Source organism: Corynebacterium freneyi, assembly GCF_030408835.1.
Classification (GTDB): domain Bacteria; phylum Actinomycetota; class Actinomycetes; order Mycobacteriales; family Mycobacteriaceae; genus Corynebacterium; species Corynebacterium freneyi.
Genome location: NZ_CP047357.1, coordinates 2308201 through 2327567, shown reverse-complemented (window position 1 = coordinate 2327567; position 19367 = coordinate 2308201). Strand labels below are relative to the sequence as shown.

Annotated in this window: 18 protein-coding genes and 1 tRNA gene; 14 read left to right on the top strand and 5 right to left on the bottom strand. The window is 70.0% G+C overall.

Features of this window, described 5'->3' with window-relative positions; genetic code table 11:
* Positions 1–23: 23 nt before the first annotated feature.
* Both CFREN_RS10415 and CFREN_RS10410 read left to right on the top strand, forming a co-directional pair.
* Positions 24–1448 carry a S1C family serine protease gene (locus CFREN_RS10415; RefSeq protein WP_244979485.1) on the top strand — a complete coding sequence of 475 codons (1425 nt, stop codon included), beginning with the start codon at positions 24–26 and terminating at the stop codon, positions 1446–1448.
* A 90-nt stretch (positions 1449–1538) separates the two neighbouring features.
* Positions 1539–2120 (top strand): MogA/MoaB family molybdenum cofactor biosynthesis protein, encoded by a 582-nt coding sequence (locus CFREN_RS10410; RefSeq protein ID WP_070521718.1) that lies wholly within the window; start codon positions 1539–1541, stop codon positions 2118–2120.
* Positions 2121–2434: 314 nt separating this feature from the next.
* Here CFREN_RS10410 and mscL read toward each other — a convergent pair whose 3' ends face one another.
* The 3 genes from mscL to CFREN_RS10395 form a co-directional block, all read right to left on the bottom strand.
* On the bottom strand, positions 2435–2872 hold the full coding sequence (gene mscL, locus CFREN_RS10405) for a large-conductance mechanosensitive channel protein MscL (protein ID WP_209652083.1): 438 nt from the start codon (positions 2870–2872) through the stop codon (positions 2435–2437).
* A 230-nt stretch (positions 2873–3102) separates the two neighbouring features.
* Positions 3103–3741, bottom strand: a complete 639-nt coding sequence (locus tag CFREN_RS10400) for an SAF domain-containing protein (RefSeq protein ID WP_209652085.1) — start codon at positions 3739–3741, stop codon at positions 3103–3105.
* Positions 3742–3894: 153 nt separating this feature from the next.
* Positions 3895–4587, bottom strand: coding sequence for a 5-formyltetrahydrofolate cyclo-ligase (locus CFREN_RS10395; RefSeq protein ID WP_209652087.1), 693 nt, complete (start codon positions 4585–4587; stop codon positions 3895–3897).
* Positions 4588–4648: 61 nt separating this feature from the next.
* Here CFREN_RS10395 and CFREN_RS10390 point away from each other — a divergent pair, with 61 nt between their 5' ends.
* The 7 genes from CFREN_RS10390 to CFREN_RS10360 all read left to right on the top strand — a co-directional run bounded on the left by CFREN_RS10390 (position 4649) and on the right by CFREN_RS10360 (position 10603).
* Positions 4649–5644 (top strand): UTP--glucose-1-phosphate uridylyltransferase, encoded by a 996-nt coding sequence (locus CFREN_RS10390; RefSeq protein WP_209652089.1) that lies wholly within the window; start codon positions 4649–4651, stop codon positions 5642–5644.
* Entirely contained in the window at positions 5644–6894 is a 1251-nt protein-coding gene (gene glp, locus CFREN_RS10385) for a molybdotransferase-like divisome protein Glp (protein ID WP_070521704.1), read from the top strand. The genes CFREN_RS10390 and glp overlap by 1 nt, the downstream gene beginning before the upstream one ends.
* A 23-nt stretch (positions 6895–6917) precedes the next feature.
* Positions 6918–7631: a GNAT family N-acetyltransferase gene (locus CFREN_RS10380; protein ID WP_244979486.1), complete on the top strand. Its 714-nt coding sequence runs from the start codon at positions 6918–6920 to the stop codon at positions 7629–7631.
* A gap of 79 nt (positions 7632–7710) precedes the next feature.
* Complete coding sequence (sepX, locus tag CFREN_RS10375) at positions 7711–9093, top strand: divisome protein SepX/GlpR (protein WP_209652091.1); 1383 nt, start codon at positions 7711–7713, stop codon at positions 9091–9093.
* 98 nt (positions 9094–9191) lie between these two features.
* Positions 9192–9264: transfer RNA gene (locus tag CFREN_RS10370), tRNA-Ala, on the top strand.
* A 95-nt stretch (positions 9265–9359) separates the two neighbouring features.
* Positions 9360–9764, top strand: coding sequence for a DoxX family protein (locus CFREN_RS10365; protein WP_070521696.1), 405 nt, complete (start codon positions 9360–9362; stop codon positions 9762–9764).
* A gap of 11 nt (positions 9765–9775) precedes the next feature.
* Positions 9776–10603 (top strand): zf-HC2 domain-containing protein, encoded by an 828-nt coding sequence (locus CFREN_RS10360; RefSeq protein WP_209652094.1) that lies wholly within the window; start codon positions 9776–9778, stop codon positions 10601–10603.
* A gap of 73 nt (positions 10604–10676) precedes the next feature.
* On the opposite strand, the gene CFREN_RS10355 is transcribed toward CFREN_RS10360, so the two are convergent.
* Complete coding sequence (locus CFREN_RS10355) at positions 10677–12209, bottom strand: dolichyl-phosphate-mannose--protein mannosyltransferase (RefSeq protein ID WP_246580223.1); 1533 nt, start codon at positions 12207–12209, stop codon at positions 10677–10679.
* A 38-nt stretch (positions 12210–12247) separates the two neighbouring features.
* On the opposite strand from CFREN_RS10355, the gene rsmI reads away from it, so the two are divergent.
* The 5 genes from rsmI to CFREN_RS10330 all read left to right on the top strand — a co-directional run bounded on the left by rsmI (position 12248) and on the right by CFREN_RS10330 (position 17986).
* Positions 12248–13210 (top strand): 16S rRNA (cytidine(1402)-2'-O)-methyltransferase, encoded by a 963-nt coding sequence (gene rsmI, locus CFREN_RS10350; RefSeq protein WP_209652097.1) that lies wholly within the window; start codon positions 12248–12250, stop codon positions 13208–13210.
* Between the two features lie 214 nt (positions 13211–13424).
* The gene (locus CFREN_RS10345; RefSeq protein ID WP_209652099.1) at positions 13425–15233 is read left to right on the top strand and encodes a BCCT family transporter; all 1809 of its coding nucleotides are present in this window, start codon (positions 13425–13427) and stop codon (positions 15231–15233) included.
* A gap of 68 nt (positions 15234–15301) precedes the next feature.
* Complete coding sequence (locus tag CFREN_RS10340) at positions 15302–16954, top strand: BCCT family transporter (RefSeq protein ID WP_244979487.1); 1653 nt, start codon at positions 15302–15304, stop codon at positions 16952–16954.
* Between the two features lie 103 nt (positions 16955–17057).
* On the top strand, positions 17058–17648 hold the full coding sequence (locus tag CFREN_RS10335; RefSeq protein ID WP_070521687.1) for a hypothetical protein: 591 nt from the start codon (positions 17058–17060) through the stop codon (positions 17646–17648).
* The gene (locus CFREN_RS10330; RefSeq protein WP_070521684.1) at positions 17648–17986 is read left to right on the top strand and encodes a hypothetical protein; all 339 of its coding nucleotides are present in this window, start codon (positions 17648–17650) and stop codon (positions 17984–17986) included. Before CFREN_RS10335 ends, CFREN_RS10330 begins: the two co-directional genes overlap by 1 nt.
* Here the strand turns inward: CFREN_RS10330 and CFREN_RS10325 are convergent.
* Positions 17970–19292 (bottom strand): aminodeoxychorismate synthase component I, encoded by a 1323-nt coding sequence (locus tag CFREN_RS10325; protein ID WP_209652101.1) that lies wholly within the window; start codon positions 19290–19292, stop codon positions 17970–17972. The two genes, CFREN_RS10330 and CFREN_RS10325, sit on opposite strands and share 17 nt — an antisense overlap.
* Positions 19293–19367: the final 75 nt, after the last annotated feature.

The window sequence follows — 19367 nt, the reverse complement described above, 5'->3', positions numbered from 1 at the left end:
TTCGAAAAGGCATGGTTATCCGCATGGCAAACGAAGACTTTCGCCCGAACGGGGGAACCGGCGACGCGTCGGGCCCCGGGCGCATCGAACCGCATTCCTCCACGTCGGGCAGACCGGGATTTCCGGGCTCGCCGGGGCCGGGATCGGGTGCCGGTGCCGGTGCCGGTGCTGGTGTCGGTGCGGGGGCGGGCGACGGCTCGTCCTGGGGGGCGTGGTCCAATAATTCGCGGCAGGGGGGATTCGGTTCGCCTTCCTCCCACGGCGGCCACATCGACCACGGCCAGGGCGCATCCGGCGCACCGATGGGGGCCGGCGGTTTCGGTGAACAGGGCGGTGTCGGCAACGGCACCGCCAAGAAGGCGAAGGGCATCGGCGCCCTGGGCATCGCGGCGCTCATGCTGGCCTCCGCTGCCGTCGGCGGCGTCACCGCGACCATCGTCACCGCCGGCCAGTCCGGTTCGTCGCCGGCTCGGGATTCGGAGGTGACCAACGCTCTCGAAGAGCCAGGCGCCACCCGCTCCGAACCCGCGCCGGAGGGGTCGATCGAGGCGGCCGCCCAGGCGGCGCTGGACAGCGTCGTGTCCATTCAGGTGTCCACGCCCCGGGGGACGTCGTCGGGATCGGGTTCGGTGTTGTCGTCCGACGGCCTGGTGCTGACGAACCAGCACGTGGTGGGCGACGCCCAGCAACCGGGCGCACGCATGACGGTCCTGCTCAACGACGGCACCACCCACCCGGCCGAATACGTCGCGGGCCACGGTCCCAGCGACATCGCGGTCATCCGGGTCAGCGACGTCAACGACCTCCGCCCGATTTCGCTGGGCGATTCGTCGAAGGTGTCGGTCGGCCAGGAGGTCGTCGCCGTCGGTTCGCCGCTGGGACTGACGTCGACGGTGACGTCGGGCATCGTTTCCGCCCTCAACCGGCCGGTGGCGGTCGGCGGCGAGGGCGGCGAGTCGACGGTCATCGACGCGATCCAGACCGACGCGGCCATCAACCCGGGCAATTCGGGCGGTGCGTTGGTGGATCTGTCCGGCAACCTCATCGGCGTGCCCAGCGTCATCGCATCCAACGGCGCCGGCGAAGAGGCCGGCAGCATCGGCCTGGGCTTCGCCATCCCGGTGAATCAGGCCCGCCGCATCGCCGACGAGCTCATCGACCAGGGATCGGTGCAGATGCCGGCCATCAACGCCGCCATCGACACCCGTTCGCAGTTGCCGGGAGCGCTCGTCGGCGACGTCACGCCCGGGGGTGCGGCCGAGCGCGGGGGCTTGCGGCCCGGAGATTTGGTGGTGAAAGTAGATGATCGCAGGGTCGACTCCGGCATCGCCCTGATTGCCGCGATCAGGTCGCGTGCGGTCGGGGATACTGTCACACTGACCGTGACGGACGAAGACGGGCGCGGAATGCGCACCATCGATGTCACGTTGGAGGCGGCCCGCGAGTGACGCCGGCGGAAAGACGGTGTCACGGCGGATGGTCCGCAACCGTTCGGCGGCTGGTACGCGACGTGATTGATATGCGACAAGGAATGCGACATGGGTGAATTGGACGACGCCGAGCGTTACGGCGGCGAGGCCCTGGAGGCCGACTTGGAGCCGGACGAGGGCAATCTCGCGGCCATCGAGCGGGAGATCGCCACGGAGACGCAGACCCGCCGCGCGTTGGTGGTGTTGGTGGGCGACCGTGCCGCGGATGATGAGCGCACCGGCGAGTTGATGGTCGAGCTGCTGGAGGAGGACGGCTACCGCGTCGATGCGGTGGTAACGGCCCCGTCGGAGAAGCGCCAGGTGCGCAAGGCCCTGGAGACCGCCGTCGTCGGCGGCGCCGATCTGGTGGTCACGGTCGGCGGCGTGGGCGTCGGTCCGCGTGACCTGGTGCCGGAGGCGACCCGCAAGGTCCTGGACCGCCGTCTCGGAGGCATCGAGCAGGCGCTGCGGGCGTCGGGTTTGGCGGCCGGTTCGACGGAGGCGGGCCTGTCCCGTGGTCTGGCCGGCGTTTCGGGGTCGACCGTGGTGGTGAATCTTGCGGACAGCCGCGCCGCCGTCCGTGACGGCATGGCGACGTTGGGCCCGCTGGTTTCGCACGTCATCGAGGATTTGGGCCGGTGGCGGGTGTGACCGACGCAGGGGGGAGTGCTTCGGGGCGCCGTCGTCGGCGTCACCGTCGCCGTGCGGGGGCGGCCCCGGCGGCGTTCACCGTGAAGAATTCGGCGAAGAATGCCGCGAAGAAGTCGGCGACCACCGCCCGGCTGGAAAGGGGAAACCCCCCACCGGAATCCCCGGACGATGTCCGGGATTTCGATGAGGGGTTTTGGCGGGGCGAGATGCCGCCCCACTGGGGCTGAGCTCCGGGCCGCGTCCGCGTGCCGCGGGCCCATCGTTCGTTGGGGCTCCGCCGTGCTCCTCGCGAAGGGGGCCGGGCGTCTCGCGTCTTAGGCGTCGCCGTCGAGGTTCTTGTTCAGGGCGGTGTCCGGGGTGCCGGACTGCTTGGCCAGCAGGTCGCGGATCTCGGTGAGCAGGTCGGCCTCGGTGACCTCTTCCTCGGCCGAGGTCTGCAGCTTGGCCTCGCGCATCTCGTTGAACTTGTTCATCGGGGCGACGATGACGAAGTAGACGACGGCGGCGACGAGCAGGAAGTTGATCACTGCGGTGATGACGGCGGCGAAGTCGAGGTAGGTCGACGGGTTGTCCTTGATGATCTCGAAGCCGAGGCCGGTGACCTCGGCGCCGCCGATGGCGTTGAGCAGCGGCTCGAGCAGGCTGTCGGTGAAAGCCGTGACGATGGCGGTGAAGGCGGCACCGATGACGACACCGACCGCGAGGTCGATGACGTTGCCGCGCATGATGAATTCCTTGAAGCCCGAAAGCATGGTGTTTCCCTTCGTTGCGGAGACTTGACGAATACAACATAATCGGTCAACTTCGGAAAAGCACCCCATTGGGGTGAACATCACAAAACGCCGTTCGCTTCGCCTTTGTTAACCAGCGTTTTCGTCGACGCTTCCTCGGGTTTTGGCCAGTGCGTAACCCCGCATCGAAACCACATCTCTGTCGTTCGAATTATCCGTTTCTGTTGATTTGCGGTTGGGGTGAGTGCCGGTCATCGGGACAGCACCAGCGTCAGCGGCAGGTCGAGGCCGGCGGATGCGACGGTCGCCGCGGCGCCGGGCGGGAGGGCGAGGAGGACGACGCCGTCGTCGTCGGAAAGCACGACCCGGGCCCCGTTGGCGACGGGCCGCGCCGATCCCGCTTCGGGCCCGGGGGCGAGCACGTCCACGATGTCTCCGGTGCGCAGCATCGGCGCGAGTCCGGCGTCGCGGGGAGCGACGGCGACGATGTGCGCGTCGGCGATGCCGGTGAGTGCTTCGGCCAGGGCCATTCCGGCGAATCGGGGTTCGGTGAGGATTTCGCCGCGCGTCAACGGTCCGGCCGGCGTCGCCCCGATGACGTCGTCGACGGTGGCCAGCGCCCGGTCGGGGACGTGTTCCTCGGGTACCGCCGCGACGGTCACGTCGGCTTCGGTAATGGCCGTCCCGGCGGCGACGTCCCGGGCGGCCACGACGACTTCGGTCGTGCCGGCGTCCGGGGTGGCCAGGTCCCGCGCCGCGACGGCGATGGCCAGCGCCACCAGGCCCGCGGCGATTGCTTGACGACGCCTGCGGGGAGTCAACCGCCCTCCCCGCCGGGTGCGGCCGGTGGTCGTGTCGCCGCCGCCCCGTCCGTGATCCGTCCCCCGCATGATCCCCGCCCTTTCCTCGTGTTATTCCGGTGTGTTCCCGGTGCGTTGTTCCTCAATGCATTGGACGCGCGCGGGGCACGATCGGTTCCATCTTTTTCGGCCGGGGGTGCCCGTTCGGTCGCGGGGTGTCCGCGGTGTGTGGGCGGGGGCCGCTCAGGGGCGGGGGAGGATCAGTTCGTCGGCGGTGATGACGGCGTCGACGGGAAGGTCATGGACGTCGTGGGGCACGGCGTCGACGACCTCGTTCGGGTGGAGGATCACGGCGACTGCGCCGGTCGCGTGGGCGAGGCTGCGGTCGTAGTAGCCGGCGCCCCGGCCCATCCGCATGCCCGTCCGGTCGGCGGCCACGCCGGGGACGATGACGACCGCGGCATCGGCGATGGCCTCGGGCCCCAACCTCGGGCCGACGGGCTCGGGCAGCCCGTACTTGCCCGGCGCGAGGCTGCCCCGGGTCGAGCCGTCCGAGTACTCCGCCCAGTGCAGGGCCGCGGGCGGCCCGGGCGGGCACACGGGCAGGAGAAGGCGCACCGGCGGCATCCCGGCGATCGTCGCCAGCGAGTCGAGGAGCCGGTCGGGGGCGAGCGACGTGGCGCCGGGTTCGACGTCGACCGGCACGTGCGCGGCGATGGTGATGACCCCGCCGGACGCGGATACCGGCGTTCCGGACCCGGACGCAGAGGGTCCGGGTGCGGTGGATCCCGCCGTGTGCGAGGCGATCCACTCCGTCACCCGGGCGGCGAGTCGCGCATCGTCGCGTCCCCGCCGCACCGGGTCCGAGACGCTGCGCCGCTCAAGCAGCGACCGTCGTAAAGCCGATTTCGAGGCCCCGTCCGACACGTTTCCCATGTGCGCGACACTACCGCCCGGCTTCCCGGGACAGGGCCCCGACAGTCGGTAGGGTGGGCGCATGACCACTCCGCACGACGCCCACGACAACGCCGGAAGCGACGCCCCCGGACGTGATGCCGCCCGCACGGTCATCGTCCCCGCCGCCGGCATGGGCACCAGGTTCCTGCCGGCGACGAAGACCGTGCCGAAGGAACTGCTGCCGGTGGTGGACACCCCCGGCATCGAGATGATCGCCGAAGAAGCCGCGGCCGCCGGCGCCGACCGCCTCGCCGTGGTCACCGCCCCCAGCAAGGACGGCGTGCTCGGGCACTTCAAGCCCCGCCCCGACCTGGAGGAAACGCTGCGCGAGCGCGGCAAGAACGACATCGCCGACAAGGTCAACCGCGCCACCGAGGTCATCGAGGTCCGCGGCGTCGTGCAGGAAAAGCCCCTCGGCCTGGGGCATGCGGTGCTCGTCGCCGAAGAGCTTCTCGACGACGACGAAGAGGCCGTCGCAGTCATGCTTCCCGACGACCTGGTGCTGCCCGTCGGCGTGATGGAGCGCATGGCCGCCGTCCGCGCCGAATACGGCGGATCCGTGCTGTGCGCCCTCGAGCTGCCTCGCGAGGACGTGTTCAACTACGGCGTCTTCGACATCGAGGAGCCCGCCGACGGTGCCGACGGTGGCGCCGCCGCCTCCGACGTCAAGCGCGTGCGCGGCATGGTGGAGAAGCCCTCCCCGGAGGAGGCGCCGTCGACGTTCGTCGCCGTGGGCCGCTACCTGCTCGACCGCGCCATCTTCGACGCCCTGCGCCGCATCGACCGCGGCAAGGGCGGCGAGTACCAGCTCACCGATGCCATCGAGCTGCTCATCCAAGAGGGTCACCCGGTGCACATCGTCATCCACGACGGTTTCCGCCACGACCTGGGCAACCCGGGCGGCTTCATCAAGGCGTGCGTCGACTTCGGCCTGCGCCACCCGACGTACGGCCCGTCGCTGCGCCGCTACCTGGAACGCCGCCTGCCCCAGGGTGATTCGCCGGACTTCTGCGACGAGGAAACCGGGGACGCCTGATGCGCTCAGTCGAGGAGCAGCTCGCGACGATCACCGCGAACGCGGCGATGCCCGCCCCGGTGCGCATCGCCATTTCGGAGTCGCTGGGACTGCTCTGCGCCGAAGACGTCGTCGCGGAGACGCCCCTGCCCGGGTTCGTGCAGTCCGCCATCGACGGTTACGCCGTCCGCGCCGTCGACGTGCGCGGCGACTCGGGGGAGACCCTGGCGGAATTCGACGAAGTGACCTTGCCCGTCGTCGGCGAGGTGTCCGCGGGCTCGCACCACCCGATGCGGCTGCAGCCGAAGCAGGCCGTCCGCGTCCACACCGGCGCCCCGCTGCCGACCCTGGCCGACGCCGTGCTGCCCCTGGACTGGTCCGACCGCGGCGAGCGTCGCGTGACCGCCCTGCGGGCCGTGAAGTCGGGCGACTTCGTCCGCCGCGTCGGCGACGACATCCAGCCCGGTGACGTTGCCGTGTCCGCCGGTGCGGTGATTTCCCCGGCGCAGGTGGGGTTGCTGGCCGCCGTCGGCCGGTCGAAGGTGCTCGTGCATCCCCGGCCGCGCATGTCCGTGGTGTCCATCGGCGCCGAGCTCGTCGACGTCGACCGGGAGCCGGGCCTCGGCCAGGTTTACGACGTCAACTCCTACGCGCTGGCCGCCGCCGGCCGCGACGCCGGGGCGGAGGTCCACCGCGTGGGCATCGCCGCCGGCGAGCCCCGTCGGATCCGCGAGATCATCGAAGGCCAGCTGATCAAGTCCGAGCTGCTGGTCATCACCGGCGCCGTGGGCGGTGCCGCCGGCGACGAAGTCCGGCGCGTGCTGTCCGAGATGGGCGAGATCGACGTCGAGCGGGTGGCCATGCACCCCGGTTCGGTGCAGGGCTTCGGGCTGCTCGGCGACGACCGCATCCCCACCTTCCTCCTGCCGTCCAACCCGGTGTCGGCGATGGTCGTGTTCGAGGTGATGGTCCGCCCCCTGATCCGCATCGCGTTGGGCAAGAGCAACCCCCGCCGCCGCACCGTCCCCGCCCGCGCCATCGCCCCCGTCGACTCGGTGGCCGGCCGCCGCGGCCTGATCCGCGGTCAGCTCATGCGCGACCGGGAGACCTCCGAGTACCTGGTGCAGCCCTTCGGCGGCGCCACGGGCGCACAGGCTCACCTGTTGGCGGGTCTCGCCGAGGCCAACTGCCTGGTGGTCGTGCCCGACGACGTCACGCACGTGCGCCCCGGCGACATCGTCGACGTCCTCTTCCTGGCACGGCAGGCGTAGCGTCCACGTGGACGTCGTCAAGCATGAGCGTGACGCGACGACGGACGGCGAGCGGGGAGACGGCGAAACACATGGAGATGCGGTCGCAGCGCCTGATCACCGCCGCCGGCATCGTGCGACTGCGGCCGTTGCGGCGCTCCGACCTGGCTGAATGGCGGGCGGCGCGGCTGGGCGACGAGGCGATCCTGCGTGCCGTCGAACCCACCGGGGAACCGGACTGGGAGAAGGCCAGCTCGCCGCGGGCGTTTCGGAAGATGCTCCGCGGTGCCCGGTTCGCGGCCGCCGACGGGCACGCCGCCACCGCCGCCATCGAGCTCGACGGACGGTTCGCCGGGCAGATGACTCTCGGCTCCATCCGCCCGTTCCCGGTGGCCACCTGCTGGGCGGGGTACTGGGTGGCGTCGCCGTACTGGGGCGGGGGAGCCGCCACCGCGGCGCTCGCCCTGGCCTGCGACCATGCGGAGGCGCTGGGGATGCACCGCATCGAGGCGACCGTGCTCGCCGACAACGCGGCATCGCGGACGGTGCTGGAGCGCTGCGGTTTCCGGGAGGTCGGCGTGGTCCGCGAGGCGTTCCACATCGACGGCGCCTGGCGGGATCACCTGCTGTTGGAGCGGCTGACGACGCAGGGTGGCGCGGTCGATGCGCTCGTGGCGTCGGGGGCGGTGCGTACGCTGCGCGGCGACGTCGTCGACGGATCGGCGTGGCGGGAACGAAACCCCGGGGACGGGCGTTAACGTTGATCCAAACCCATGCCGGGTCGGGGAAGGGCCTGCGGCACCGGGGACATTTCCGACGACAGGAGGAATCCCGACCATGTCGAGCTCTCTGCTCCTCGTGCTCATCGTCGTGGTGTGGCTGTTCGTGCTCGCGCCGTTGGTGGTCAACACCAGGCAGCCCATCCGGCGCACGTCCGAGGCACTTGGCCGCACGCGTCTGCTCCACCAGGGCGGCGAGTCCGTGGCCACGCGGCGCCGTCGCCCGGCCCTGACCGAGCGTGACGTGCGCGCCCCGGGCGAGGAGGTCGACGAGTCGCTGGAGACCGTCGACGCCGAGCTGGATGATCCGCGCGATGACCTGGATGACGCCATCCTCATCGACGACACGGAGGAGGGCGCCGGGGATCTCGACGCCCGGGGTGGGCGGTCGCGTCTCGGGCGCCGTGTGCGTGGCGACGATGCCGGTTCCGGGGACGCGGCCGCAGCCGATGAGGTGCCGGCGGTCGTCGACGGCGACATCGTCTACGAGCTCGAGGCGGGTGCCGATGCCGGTGCCGATGCCGGTGCGGATGCGGCCGCCGACGCGGAGGCAGACGCGGACACCGACTCGGAGGCCGGCGGTGAGGTGAACGCCGACGCTGCGGTCGATGACGACGCCGACCTTGCCGCCGAGGAGCCGTCCACGCGCGCCGCGGCCGCCAAGGCCATCGCCGATGCGTCGGTCGAGGACGCCCGCGCGTACCTGACCCCGGAGGACTTCCTGGTCATCGACGGTGAGACTTCGGCGGGGCAGTCCGCCGCCGCTGCCGAAGCCGCCGCCGATGACGCTGATGCGGACGACGCCGAGGCCGCCGAGACCACCGACGCTGCCGAGACCGCAGAGGACGGTGCGGATGCGGATGCCGTCGCCGAGACCGATGATGAGCTGGTGCTCACCGACGATTCCGATGCCGACGCCGGTTCCGACGCCGACCTCGATGTCGACGACGCCGATTTCGCCGAGCTCGACGACACCCTCACCGACGATGATCTGGCGTTCGCCGAGCGTCGCCGCGGTCGTGGCGGTTTCGACCCGGTGTCCGACGCCCGCTACGCCGAGACCCGCTTCGCGCGTCGCCGCCGCAGCGTCGGCGTGTTGGCCGCGCTGATCGTGCTGGGGGTCGTCCTCGGCGTCGTCGTCGGCGGCTGGACCTGGTGGCTGCCGCTGGCCGGCACCGGGCTGATGGTGCTGTACCTGGTGTACCTGCGCCGCACCGTCATCGCGGAGAAGGAACTGCGCGCCCGGCGCATCCGCCGAATGAAGATGGCCCGCATGGGCGTGCGCAACTCCGAGGACGAGGAGTTGGGCATTCCCGAGCGACTGCGCCGCCCCGGTGCCGTCGTCGTCGAGCTTGACGACGAGGACCCGGATTTCGCGGATCTGCCTTACGCCACCCATGAGTTCCCGGAGGAGGACATCCGCCGGGCCGCGGGCCAATGACCTGCTGATTTTGGCCCCCGGGGTGGGGCTGTTAAAGTTGCTTTCGTCGCAGACGGGAAGCCGGTACCTTCGCCGGAATCCGGATCCCGTAGGCGCGAGGGGCTATAGCGCAGTTGGTAGCGCGTCTCGTTCGCATCGAGAAGGTCAGGGGTTCGATTCCCCTTAGCTCCACGCTCGACACCCGGGTGTCAGCGACAGGGTTCTTCCGAAGGGGTTCGGAAGGGCCCTTTTTCGCGCTTGGGGCACCCCGGCTATTCTTGACGTCCATGGACCGACCCGCCGTACGCGATGGAGCGCTGCTCGTGCTCCGCCTCATCCTGGGCGTCATTTTCGTCTCCCATGGGTGGGACAAGATCTTCATCACCGGCGTCGACAAGACGACCGGTTATTTCGTGGCGGCGGGCATCCCGCAGGCGGAGATCACCGTGTGGTTGATGGCCATCGTCGAGCTCGTCGGCGGTGCGCTGCTCATTTTGGGGCTGTTGGCCCCGGCGGTGGCGATGGTGCTGGTGGTGACCATGCTGGGCGCCCTGTGGGCCGTGCATCTGGGCAATGGTCTGTTCATGCGCGACGATGGCGCGGAACTGGTGCTGTCCCTCATCGGCGGATTGATCGTGGTGTGGGCGTTCGGGGCGGGGCGGGCCAGTCTCGACCGGCTGTTCACCGCGTAGGAGGGGGCCGCATGAAGTGCGAGGATGTTCGCGCCGCGCTGTCGGCGCGTCTCGACGGCGAGCAGTCGGGTGCCGACGATGACGTCGTCGACGCGCATCTCGACGCCTGCGACGAGTGCCGCGCGTGGTTCGAGAAAGCCGTCGCGTTGAATCGTTCTCTGCTCATGGGCCCGGCGGGGGAACCGGGCGGCACCGCGTCGGGTTCGGCATCCGGTGCGGTCGGCCCGGCGGCACGTCCGTCGCTTCCCGACCCCGCCGACATGGCCGCGTTGTCGGAGCGCATTTTGTCGACCGTCGAACCGGAGCGACGCCGGCGTGAGCGTGCGTGGTTTTTCGTCACCGGTTCCGCGCGGGTGCTGCTCGTGCTGTTGGGCGTCCTGCATCTGGTGTGGGGCATCGGTTTGTTGGTCGGCGCGGGCGGTGCGATGGATCAGGCGTCCGCCGACGCGGGCGTGGATCTGGGGCAGGCGTTGGGTGACGACGCCGCGGCGGCGGCCGCCGCCCTCGACGAGTTGGTGGCCCCCACCATCGATGTGGTGGCGCTGCGCATGGCGTTTGCCGTGGGCATGTTCTGGGCGGCGTGGCGGCCGCGCGCGGCGATGGGCATGACGCCCGTCTACGGTGCGGCGGCGATGTTCTCCATCGGCTTCGCCACCCACGATCTGGTGCTGGGCACCCTCGGCGTCGCCGATGTCGCGGGTCTGGCCCTCATGGCCGTCTCCGCGCTCGCCCTGGGGCTGGTGTGGCTCGGCGGTCATACCCCCGCGGCGATGGCGCAGGCGTGGCGTGCGGCGGCGGGCCGACCCGTGCAGGGTCTGCCGGGCGACGTGGACTACTGACCGCCGCCCGTTGCTTCCAGCCCCGCTCCTATTACTTGCAGCTCGGCCCCGGTTACTTCCTGCCCTGCTCCGGTTACTTCCAGCTCGGCAGCCAGAGGCGCATTTCGAAGGTGTCCAGCGGCAGGGGAATGCCCGTCATGATGGGCAGCCAGAAAATGAATGCGGTGGCGACGACGGCGAGGTACGCCGCGACGATGCCGATGCCGACGGATCGCCCCCGAGGCCGCCAGCGCGCGACGTCGCCGGCGATGAGGGCGATGGCGATGATCACGAAGGGGATCAGCGCCGTGGCGTAGAAGAAGTACATCTGGCGGTCGTAGACGATGAGCCACGGCACCCATGAGGCGAGGAATCCGATGGCGGGCAGGGCGAATCGGCCGTCGCGGCGGAGCACCCAGCGGTACAGGGCCCAGACGACGACGGGGACGAGCAACCACCAGATCGGCGGGGTGCCGAAGAGCATCAGCCAGCCCTTGCACTCCCGCCCGCCCATGCAGGTCGTTTCGGTGGAGTAGTACAGCATCGGCCGCCCGGACCAGATCCACTGCCACGGTTTGGATTCCCACGGGTGCTCGTGGCCGCCGGAGGTCGTCAGCGAGCCGTGGAATTCGAGGACGCCGCGTTGGTAGTGCAGCCAGTTCTGCACGGCCTCGGGCAGCCGGTCGGCGCCGGGGATGCCGGTGTCGCGCTGGTCGGCGGGCAGGTGCCGGTACACGGAGGTTTCCTCGGCGAACCACGAACGCCATGACAGCAGGTACACCGCCAACGGCACGGCCACCAGGTGCCCGAGCGCGGGCAGGGTGTCGCGGACCAGGGCCCCCAGCGTTGGCTTGCCGACGCCCGCCCGACGCCGGTCGACCAGATCACAGAACACGCTGAACAGGCCGAACGCCGCCATGTAGTACAGGCCCGACCATTTCACGCCGAGCGCCAGACCGAGCAGCACACCCGCCGTGAACCGCCACCACCGCCACGGCAGGGGTGGGCCGAGGTCGTCGTCAAGCGGAGGCGGCGACGCCGCCAATCTGCGCGCCACCTGATCCCGGTCCACCATCAGCGCCCATGCCGCACCGATGATGAAGGCCGTCTGGATGATGTCGAGCATGCCCATGCGCGACGACACGAACAGCACGCCGTCGGCGATCGCCACCACGCCCGCCACCAGCGTGGCCGCGGCGGAACCGGACAGCCGGCGGGTGATGTCCATGATCGCCAGCACCACCAGGACGCCGCACAATGCGGACATGAACCGCCACCCCAACGGCGTGTACCCGAACAGCAACTCGCCGACGGCCATGACCTGCTTCGCCACCGGCGGATGGACGACCAGACCGAAGCCCGGATTGTCCTCGATGCCGCCGACGATCGGATCGCCCGTGGAACGCAGGATCTGCCACGCCTGCGGGACGTAGTGCTTTTCATCGAAGACCGGGGTGCCGTCGTCGGTGGGGAAGTGCAGACCCGCGAACCGCGACACCGCGGCGACGACGCCCAGCACCGCGAAGGCGCGGGTGTCCCACGGCGTCCACCGGACCGGCACGCGCGGCTCCCGGGGCGAAACCGGTTCGGCACCGTCGGTCTGCGGCTCGAGGAGAGGCTGGGTCACGCCCACGATGATAGGCAAGGGCCGATAGGATCGCGTCCATGGCTTCCAACGGCGACACTGACCGCATTCCGACGGGCGACGCCCCGCCGGGAGACGTGGGGAACCGGGGCCTCCAACCGGGCATCACCCTGGCCGCCACGCCGCTGGGCAACATCGGCGACGCCACCGACCGGCTCCGGGCGGCGTTGGGCGAGGCCGACGTCATCGCCGCCGAGGACACCCGCCGGGCCCGCCAGCTGGCGTCGGCGCTGGGGGTGGAGATCCGCGGGCGGGTCGTCTCCAACTTCGACCACAACGAAGAGCAGCGCATCGAGCAGCTTCTCGACGCCGCCCGGTCGGGCCGGCGCGTCCTGGTGGTCACCGACGCCGGCATGCCCGTCGTCTCCGACCCCGGCCTGGCGGTCGTCGCCGCCGCGCATGACGCGGACCTGCCGGTGACCTGCCTGCCCGGACCGTCGGCGGTGACCACCGCCCTGGCCCTGTCGGGTCTGAAGGTCGGCCGGTTCATTTTCGACGGCTTCGCCCCGCGCAAACCGGGCGCCCGCCGGGACTGGCTGCAGTCGCTGGCCACCGAGCAACGGGCATGCTGCTTCTTCGAATCGCCCCACCGGCTGGCGTCGACGCTGGCCGACGCCGCCGACATTCTCGGGGGCGATCGCCGCGTGGCGGTGTGCCGCGAACTGACCAAGATGTACGAGGAAACCCGCCGCGGCACCCTGGAGGAGATCGCCGCATGGGCCGCCGACGGGGTGCGCGGCGAAATCACCGTCGTCCTCGAGGGGGCGGGCGTCTCCACCGCCCCGGTCAATCCGGAGGACCTGGTCGAGGAGGTCGAATTCCGCGTTTCCGGCGGCGAACGGTTGAAGGACGCGTGCCGGTCGGTCGCCGGCACCGCCGGTCTGGTCAAGCACCGCGAGCTCTACCAGGCGGTGCTCGACGCCCGGGCGGCCCGGGACTCCGACGACGATGACTTCGCCGACGGGCTCGGCGACGACGATTGAGTTGGCGCCGCCCCGTGACCACCCCGATATGCGTGTAAATGCGGCGGGGCGCCGATATCGTTAAGCAATCGTGATTTGCATTCACCGCAGAACCGTTTGACCAGCGAATATGTCAAACATTGCCTCGTCGTAAAGCACGTCAAATCTTGGCAAAACCTGAGATTTACGTGATTTTCATTTGAAATCGCAGGTCAAAGGGCGTCATGGTGATTGCATGACCACCTCTGACCGTGAACACGGGCCCGAACACGGGCCAACGCACGAGACGGAAGGGAATCTCGAAGCCTCCGGGTTCGGCGACGCCGCGGGCGTGGCCTCCGGCCCCGTCGTGCCGCCGCCGGCCATCGCCGACCATGATCTGCCCGGCGAAGATTCCGACGGGCGCTCCGGTTCGGGCGTCGACTTCGCCGTCACCATCCCCGCCGCCGGCCTCATCCTGGCCATCGTGGTGTGGGGTCTGGCGTGGCCCGACAGCTTCGCGAATTTCGCCTCGACCGCGCTGGCGTGGGTCGTCGAGAACACCGGCTGGCTGTTCGTGCTCGCCGGCACCGTTTTCATTTTCTTCATCTTCGGTATCGCCCTGTCGAAGTTCGGGCACATCCGCCTCGGCGGTGACGACGAGAAACCCGAATTTTCCACGGTCAGCTGGATCGCCATGATGTTCGCCGCCGGCATGGGCATCGGCCTGATGTTCTACGGCGTCGCCGAGCCGCTGACTTTTTACCGCGACGGCGTGCCGGGCCGCGACCCCCACCAGGTCGGCACGGCCATGGCCTCCACGATGTTCCACTGGACCCTGCACCCGTGGTCCATCTACGCCATCGTCGGCCTGTCCATCGCCTACGGCACCTACCGCCTGGGCCGTCGTCAGCTGATTTCCGCCGCGTTCGTGCCGCTCATCGGCGTGCGCAACGCCGAGGGCTTCCTGGGCAAGGTCATCGACGTGCTGGCGATCTTCGCCACCGTCTTCGGCACCGCCGCGTCGCTGGGCCTGGGCGTGCTGCAGATCACCGCCGGCATGGAGCACACCGGACTGGTGCACAACCCGGGCACGTGGCTGATGCTGGGCATCATCATCGTGCTGGGCCTGGCGTTCCTCGTCTCGGCCCTGTCGGGCGTGAGCAAGGGCATCCAGTACATCTCGAACTTCAACATGGTCGCCGCCCTGGTTCTCGCGGTGTTCGTGCTCGTCGCCGGGCCGACCGTCGTCATCCTCAACACCATCCCGACCGCCGCGGGCTCCTACCTGTCGCAGTTCTTCGAGATGGCCGCCCGCACCGGCGCCTCCGCCGACGGCACCGCCGGCGAGTGGCTGTCGGGCTGGACGATCTTCTACTGGGCGTGGTGGGTGTCGTGGTCGCCGTTCGTCGGCATGTTCCTGGCCCGCATCTCCCGTGGCCGCACGATCCGCGAGTTCGTGTTCTCCGTGGTGCTCGTCCCGTCGCTGGTGTCCCTTGTGTGGTTCGCCATCTTCGGCGGTTCGGCGATTCACCTGGAACAGATCGGCCAGTCCATCTGGGGCGACGGCGCGGCCGAGGGCCAGCTGTTCGCGCTGCTGGATTCGTTCCCGCTCGGCGGCGTCGCCGCGTTCATCGCGATGATTTTGCTGGCGACGTTCTTCGTCACCTCCGCCGACTCCGCGTCGACGGTGATGGGCACGATGAGCCAGAACGGCCGACTCACCGCGTCGCGTCCCGTCACCGCGATGTGGGGCATCGCGACCGCCCTCATCGCCGTCGTGCTGCTGCTCACCGGTGGCGAGGATGCGCTGTCCAACCTGCAGTCCGTCACCATTCTCGCCGCGAGCCCGTTCGTCCTGGTCATCATTGCGCTGATGTTCGCGCTGGTGAAGGGGCTTTCCGACGACCCGCTGTACCTCGATGACAAGGAACAGCGCCGATTCGCCCTGAAGTTGGCGCGCGAGCGTCGCATCGCCGCGGCCGCCGAGGGGCGCAGGGCCGCCCGCGCCAATCGGGTCAAGAAGGTCGGAGCGAAGTCCGGCGCCGAGTCCGCGAAGAACTAGACGCGGGGAACCGGCCGCCGGGCACCGGTCGCGAAGATTTGGCAACGAGACTGACGGGACATGGGCAGATGAACGGGCACGAGGAAGAAGCGAAGCGGGACGAGGCGGGCGAATCCGCGGCACGCGCCATCGACTGGGGTGTGGCGGCGCCGGCGTTGATCCTCGTGCTCGCCATCGCCGTGTGGGCCATCGCGGTGCCCGAGGGCTTCGGGCGAGCGTCCTCTGCGGCGTTCACGTGGCTCGTCGACACGCTCGGGTGGGCGTTCATCATCGCCGCCGTGGTGTTCTTCATCGCCATGATCGCCCTGGCGTTTTCGCCGCTCGGGCACATCCGGTTGGGGCGCGACGGCGAGCAACCGGAGTTTTCCACCACCGGCTGGATCGCCATGATGTTCGCCGCCGGCATGGGCATCGGCCTGCTGTTCTACGGCGGCTACGAGCCGCTGTACCACTATCGCAACGGCGTGCCGGGGCACGCGGCGGGCAGCGCGGAGGACGCGTTCGCCCACACCCTCCTGCACTGGGGGCCGATCGCGTGGGCCACGTACGCCGTCGTCGGCGCAGCCATCGCCTACTCCACGTTCCGCATGGGCCGCCCGCAGCTCATCTCGGCGGCATGCACCCCGCTCATCGGCGACCGCCGCGCCCGCGGCTGGCTGGGCAAGCTCATCGACGTGCTGGCCATTTTCGCCACCGTTTTCGGCACCGCGATGTCGCTCGGCCTCGGCGCCTCCCAGATCGCGGAAGGCTTCCGCGCCACCGGGATGATCGCCGATCCGGGCCTGGGAGTCATGCTTACCGTCATCGGCGTGCTGGCCATCGGGTACCTGGCCTCCGCGATGTCGGGCGTGGCCCGGGGCGTGCAGATCATGTCGAAGTTCAACATGTGGACGGCCGCCGCCATCGCCGCCTTCGTCCTCGTCGCGGGGCCGACCGTCGCGCAGCTCGACACGATCCCCATGGCGCTCGGGTCCTACCTGGACCAACTGTTCGAGATGACCGCGCGGTCCGCGGCGTCCGCCGACGGCACCGCGGGGGACTGGTTGGGCTCGTGGACGATCTTCTACTGGGTGTGGTGGGTGTCGTGGACGCCGTTCGTCGGCATGTTCCTGGCCCGCATTTCGCGCGGCCGGACGATCCGCGAATTCGTCGTCGGCATCGTCGTGGTGCCGTCGACGCTGACCCTGCTGTGGTTCTCCATCTTCGGCGGCACCGCCATCGAGTTCGAGCAGACCGGCCGGTCGATCTGGGGCGACGGCACCGCCGAGGCGATGCTGTTCGCGATGTTCGGCGAACTGCCGTGGACCGGCGTCGTGTCGGGCTTCGCCATGGTGCTGCTGGCGACGTTCTTCATCACCACCGCCGACTCCGCGTCGACGGTGATGGGCACGATGAGTCAGCGTGGCCGCGTCAACCCGACGCCGTGGGTGACGGGCGTGTGGGGCCTGATGACCACCATCATCGCCGTGGCGATGCTGCTGTCCGGCGGCACCGACATCCTGTCTTCGCTGCAGACGATCATCATCGTCGCCGGATCCCCGTTCCTGCTGGTGGTCATCGCGCTGATGGTGTCGCTGATCCGCGGCGTGGCCGACGACCCCAGCCGCCTGGACGAGAAGGCGGCCCGCACGGTGTACCTGCGCATGTTGCGGGAGCAGCGGACGCGGGAGAAGGCCGAGCAAAAGGCACGGAAGCGGGCCCGCAAGGAGACTCGACGCTGAGCCCGGGGGGCGCTCCGCGGACCTCTCTGCGCTGCGCCAATCGCGTCTACCCGATAGATTCATCGGGAAATGTGATGTTTCTCGATGTCTCGGCGAAAGGGGCATGGGTGTGCTGATCGGCAGGCGGGGGTTTCTCGCCCTCGGTGGAGCGGCGGTGGCCACGTCGACGCTGACCGCGTGTTTGGGGTCGGTGGAGGAAAACGAGCTGGTCGCGGAAGTCTTCCGCCGGGGCGGCGGGTTCAGCGACCGGTTCATCCTCGACGCATTGTCCCGCTTCGCCGAGCACGCGGGGTATTCCACCGTGAAGGATCTTCGCCTGCGGACCCTGTCGCTCAACTCGATTCACGCCGTACATGGCGAAGTGTCGATGGCGTCGAACCCGGACGAGTGCGACCTCGTGCGATGGGACGGGCGCAGTCTCTGGACGACGCCGTCGAACACCGAACCGTCCCCGCACTTCCTGCCGGCCGATGTTCCGGCCATGATCAGGGATCCCCGCCCGATGTTTCTCGCCATGGCGGAAGAGTTGGGCGAGCCGGCGGAAAGCTTCAGCCTCACCGCGACGCTGCTGACCATGGGTGATCGCGCCGATGAGCGGATCGTTCCCCCGTTGAGCGGATCGGCGTCGTCGGAGCGGTCCTCGGCGAGCATGTCGTTCGACCCGGCCACCGGCGCCGGAATGGGGGTGCACTGATGGCGCGGGACATCGGGATCTTCGTGATTATCCGGGTGCTGCCGTTGCTGGTGCCCCTGATCATCATCCTCCCCATCTATCCGGCTTTCTTCGAGCACGTGCCGTTCCTGCTGTGCGGCGGCGACGGCGGCGAGGTCCATACGGTTCGGGACGTGACGCACCCGGAACCGGGCGAGACGGCGGTGAGCTTCGACTACTACTGCCTGAGCGACGCCGGTGAATTGACCGTCGTGCGGTGGTACCGGGTCTTCGCAGCGTTCCTGGTGGTGGGCGTTGCCATCGCTGCCCTGGTGCAGGTCGTGGATTCGGTCCGGCGGGCGGTCAAGCAGGGTCGATGAGGGGTGCGGCCTTCGCCAGGATTTCCGCCCACTCCGCGTCGGGGTCGGAGTCGATGGTGATTCCACCGCCGACGCCGACTTCCACGGTGATGGTGTCCGCATTGGCGTCGTGAAGCACGGAACCCGGGCCCCGGAACTCTGCGGTCCGGATGGCGACGTTGAGTTCCAGCATCTCGCCCGTCGACGCCCCGATGGCGCCGCAATGCACGCCGCGCTCGACCGGCTCCCATTCCGACAACAGTTCCGCGGCCCGGATTTTCGGGGTGCCGGTCACGGAGGCGGGCGGGAAGCAGGCGTCGATGAGGTCGGCGTGCGGCAGTCCGCCGGGAAGCTCGGCGGTCACCTCCGATACCAGGTGCCACACGCCGGGGGCGGGCCGCACCGCCAGCAGGTCGGTGGCGCGCACGCCACCGGTGACGGCGACCTGGCCGAGGTCGTGGCGGACGAGGTCGACGATCATGATGTTCTCCGCGACGTCCTTGCGCGACGCCGCCAGCTCCGCCGGGTCCGCGCTCAGCGGCACCGTGCCCTTGATCGGCGATTCGCGCACCGTCGCCCCGTCGCGCACCAGGAACTCCTCCGGGCTCAGGCTCGCGACCACGACGTCCCGGCCGTCGGCGTCGGTTCCGGCGAGGAAGGCGGCGCGCACCGGTTCATGCTTGACGACGCGGCGCGCCCACCACGCCGCAGCGGCCCGCACGGTCGGGTTCGGGGTGGCGGGCTCGGCGGCGGGTTCCGCGGCGGGGGCGGGCGCGGGCTCGGGTGCGGTCACGGTCCCGTGGAACCTGGTCGACACGCACGCCTGGTAGACGTCGCCGGCGCGGATGGCCGCCAGGCAATCGAGGACGCCGCGTTCGTGGGCGGCGCGGTCGCCGCCGTCCCATTCGATGGCGGGATCGTGGGCGTGGGCGGCGTGGGCGGCGTGGGCGGCGTCGGAAAGCACGGCGGTCAACCACTCGGGGTCGACGCCGGAACCATCCGGGATGGACCACCTGCCGTCGTCGAAGACCACCACGTCGCGCGTCGACGCCGCGAAGGCGGCGGGCTCCACCTCCGGCGGGCAGTAGGGGAGCCAGCCGAAATGCCATGGCGTGGAACTCTGCGCCGAATCCCGCGCCGAATCCCTCGCGGTCGCCCCATCCGTCGGCTCGGGGCCGGCGGGGAAAGCGTCGGCGAGCGGGGTGCGGCGAGCCACCAGATCCGGCGCCACCACCGCCCCATGCCCGAACCAATCGCCGACCACCGCCGCCGGGCGATGGCCGACGGCTACGAGATGGGCGACGAACTGCGCGGGCGAGGGGATCACGGATGAAGATGGTAGCGGGGCTGGGCGGGCCGTCGAGGCGCCCCCGGGGCACTCGGCGCAGGGGCCGTGGCGGGG

Excerpts from the sequence above, each read along its gene's own strand:
- CFREN_RS10330 (WP_070521684.1), top strand. The coding sequence starts at position 17,648 with ATGGCGCGGGACATCGGGATCTTCGTGATTATCCGGGTGCTGCCGTTG.
- CFREN_RS10410 (WP_070521718.1), top strand. The coding sequence starts at position 1,539 with ATGGGTGAATTGGACGACGCCGAGCGTTACGGCGGCGAGGCCCTGGAG.
- CFREN_RS10415 (WP_244979485.1), top strand. The coding sequence starts at position 24 with ATGGCAAACGAAGACTTTCGCCCGAACGGGGGAACCGGCGACGCGTCG.
- CFREN_RS10345 (WP_209652099.1), top strand. The coding sequence starts at position 13,425 with ATGACCACCTCTGACCGTGAACACGGGCCCGAACACGGGCCAACGCAC.
- rsmI (WP_209652097.1), top strand. The coding sequence starts at position 12,248 with ATGGCTTCCAACGGCGACACTGACCGCATTCCGACGGGCGACGCCCCG.
- CFREN_RS10395 (WP_209652087.1), bottom strand. The coding sequence starts at position 4,587 with ATGGGAAACGTGTCGGACGGGGCCTCGAAATCGGCTTTACGACGGTCG.
- CFREN_RS10340 (WP_244979487.1), top strand. The coding sequence starts at position 15,302 with ATGAACGGGCACGAGGAAGAAGCGAAGCGGGACGAGGCGGGCGAATCC.
- CFREN_RS10335 (WP_070521687.1), top strand. The coding sequence starts at position 17,058 with ATGGGTGTGCTGATCGGCAGGCGGGGGTTTCTCGCCCTCGGTGGAGCG.
- mscL (WP_209652083.1), bottom strand. The coding sequence starts at position 2,872 with ATGCTTTCGGGCTTCAAGGAATTCATCATGCGCGGCAACGTCATCGAC.
- sepX (WP_209652091.1), top strand. The coding sequence starts at position 7,711 with ATGTCGAGCTCTCTGCTCCTCGTGCTCATCGTCGTGGTGTGGCTGTTC.
- CFREN_RS10360 (WP_209652094.1), top strand. The coding sequence starts at position 9,776 with ATGAAGTGCGAGGATGTTCGCGCCGCGCTGTCGGCGCGTCTCGACGGC.
- CFREN_RS10365 (WP_070521696.1), top strand. The coding sequence starts at position 9,360 with ATGGACCGACCCGCCGTACGCGATGGAGCGCTGCTCGTGCTCCGCCTC.
- CFREN_RS10380 (WP_244979486.1), top strand. The coding sequence starts at position 6,918 with ATGAGCGTGACGCGACGACGGACGGCGAGCGGGGAGACGGCGAAACAC.
- glp (WP_070521704.1), top strand. The coding sequence starts at position 5,644 with ATGCGCTCAGTCGAGGAGCAGCTCGCGACGATCACCGCGAACGCGGCG.
- CFREN_RS10400 (WP_209652085.1), bottom strand. The coding sequence starts at position 3,741 with ATGCGGGGGACGGATCACGGACGGGGCGGCGGCGACACGACCACCGGC.
- CFREN_RS10390 (WP_209652089.1), top strand. The coding sequence starts at position 4,649 with ATGACCACTCCGCACGACGCCCACGACAACGCCGGAAGCGACGCCCCC.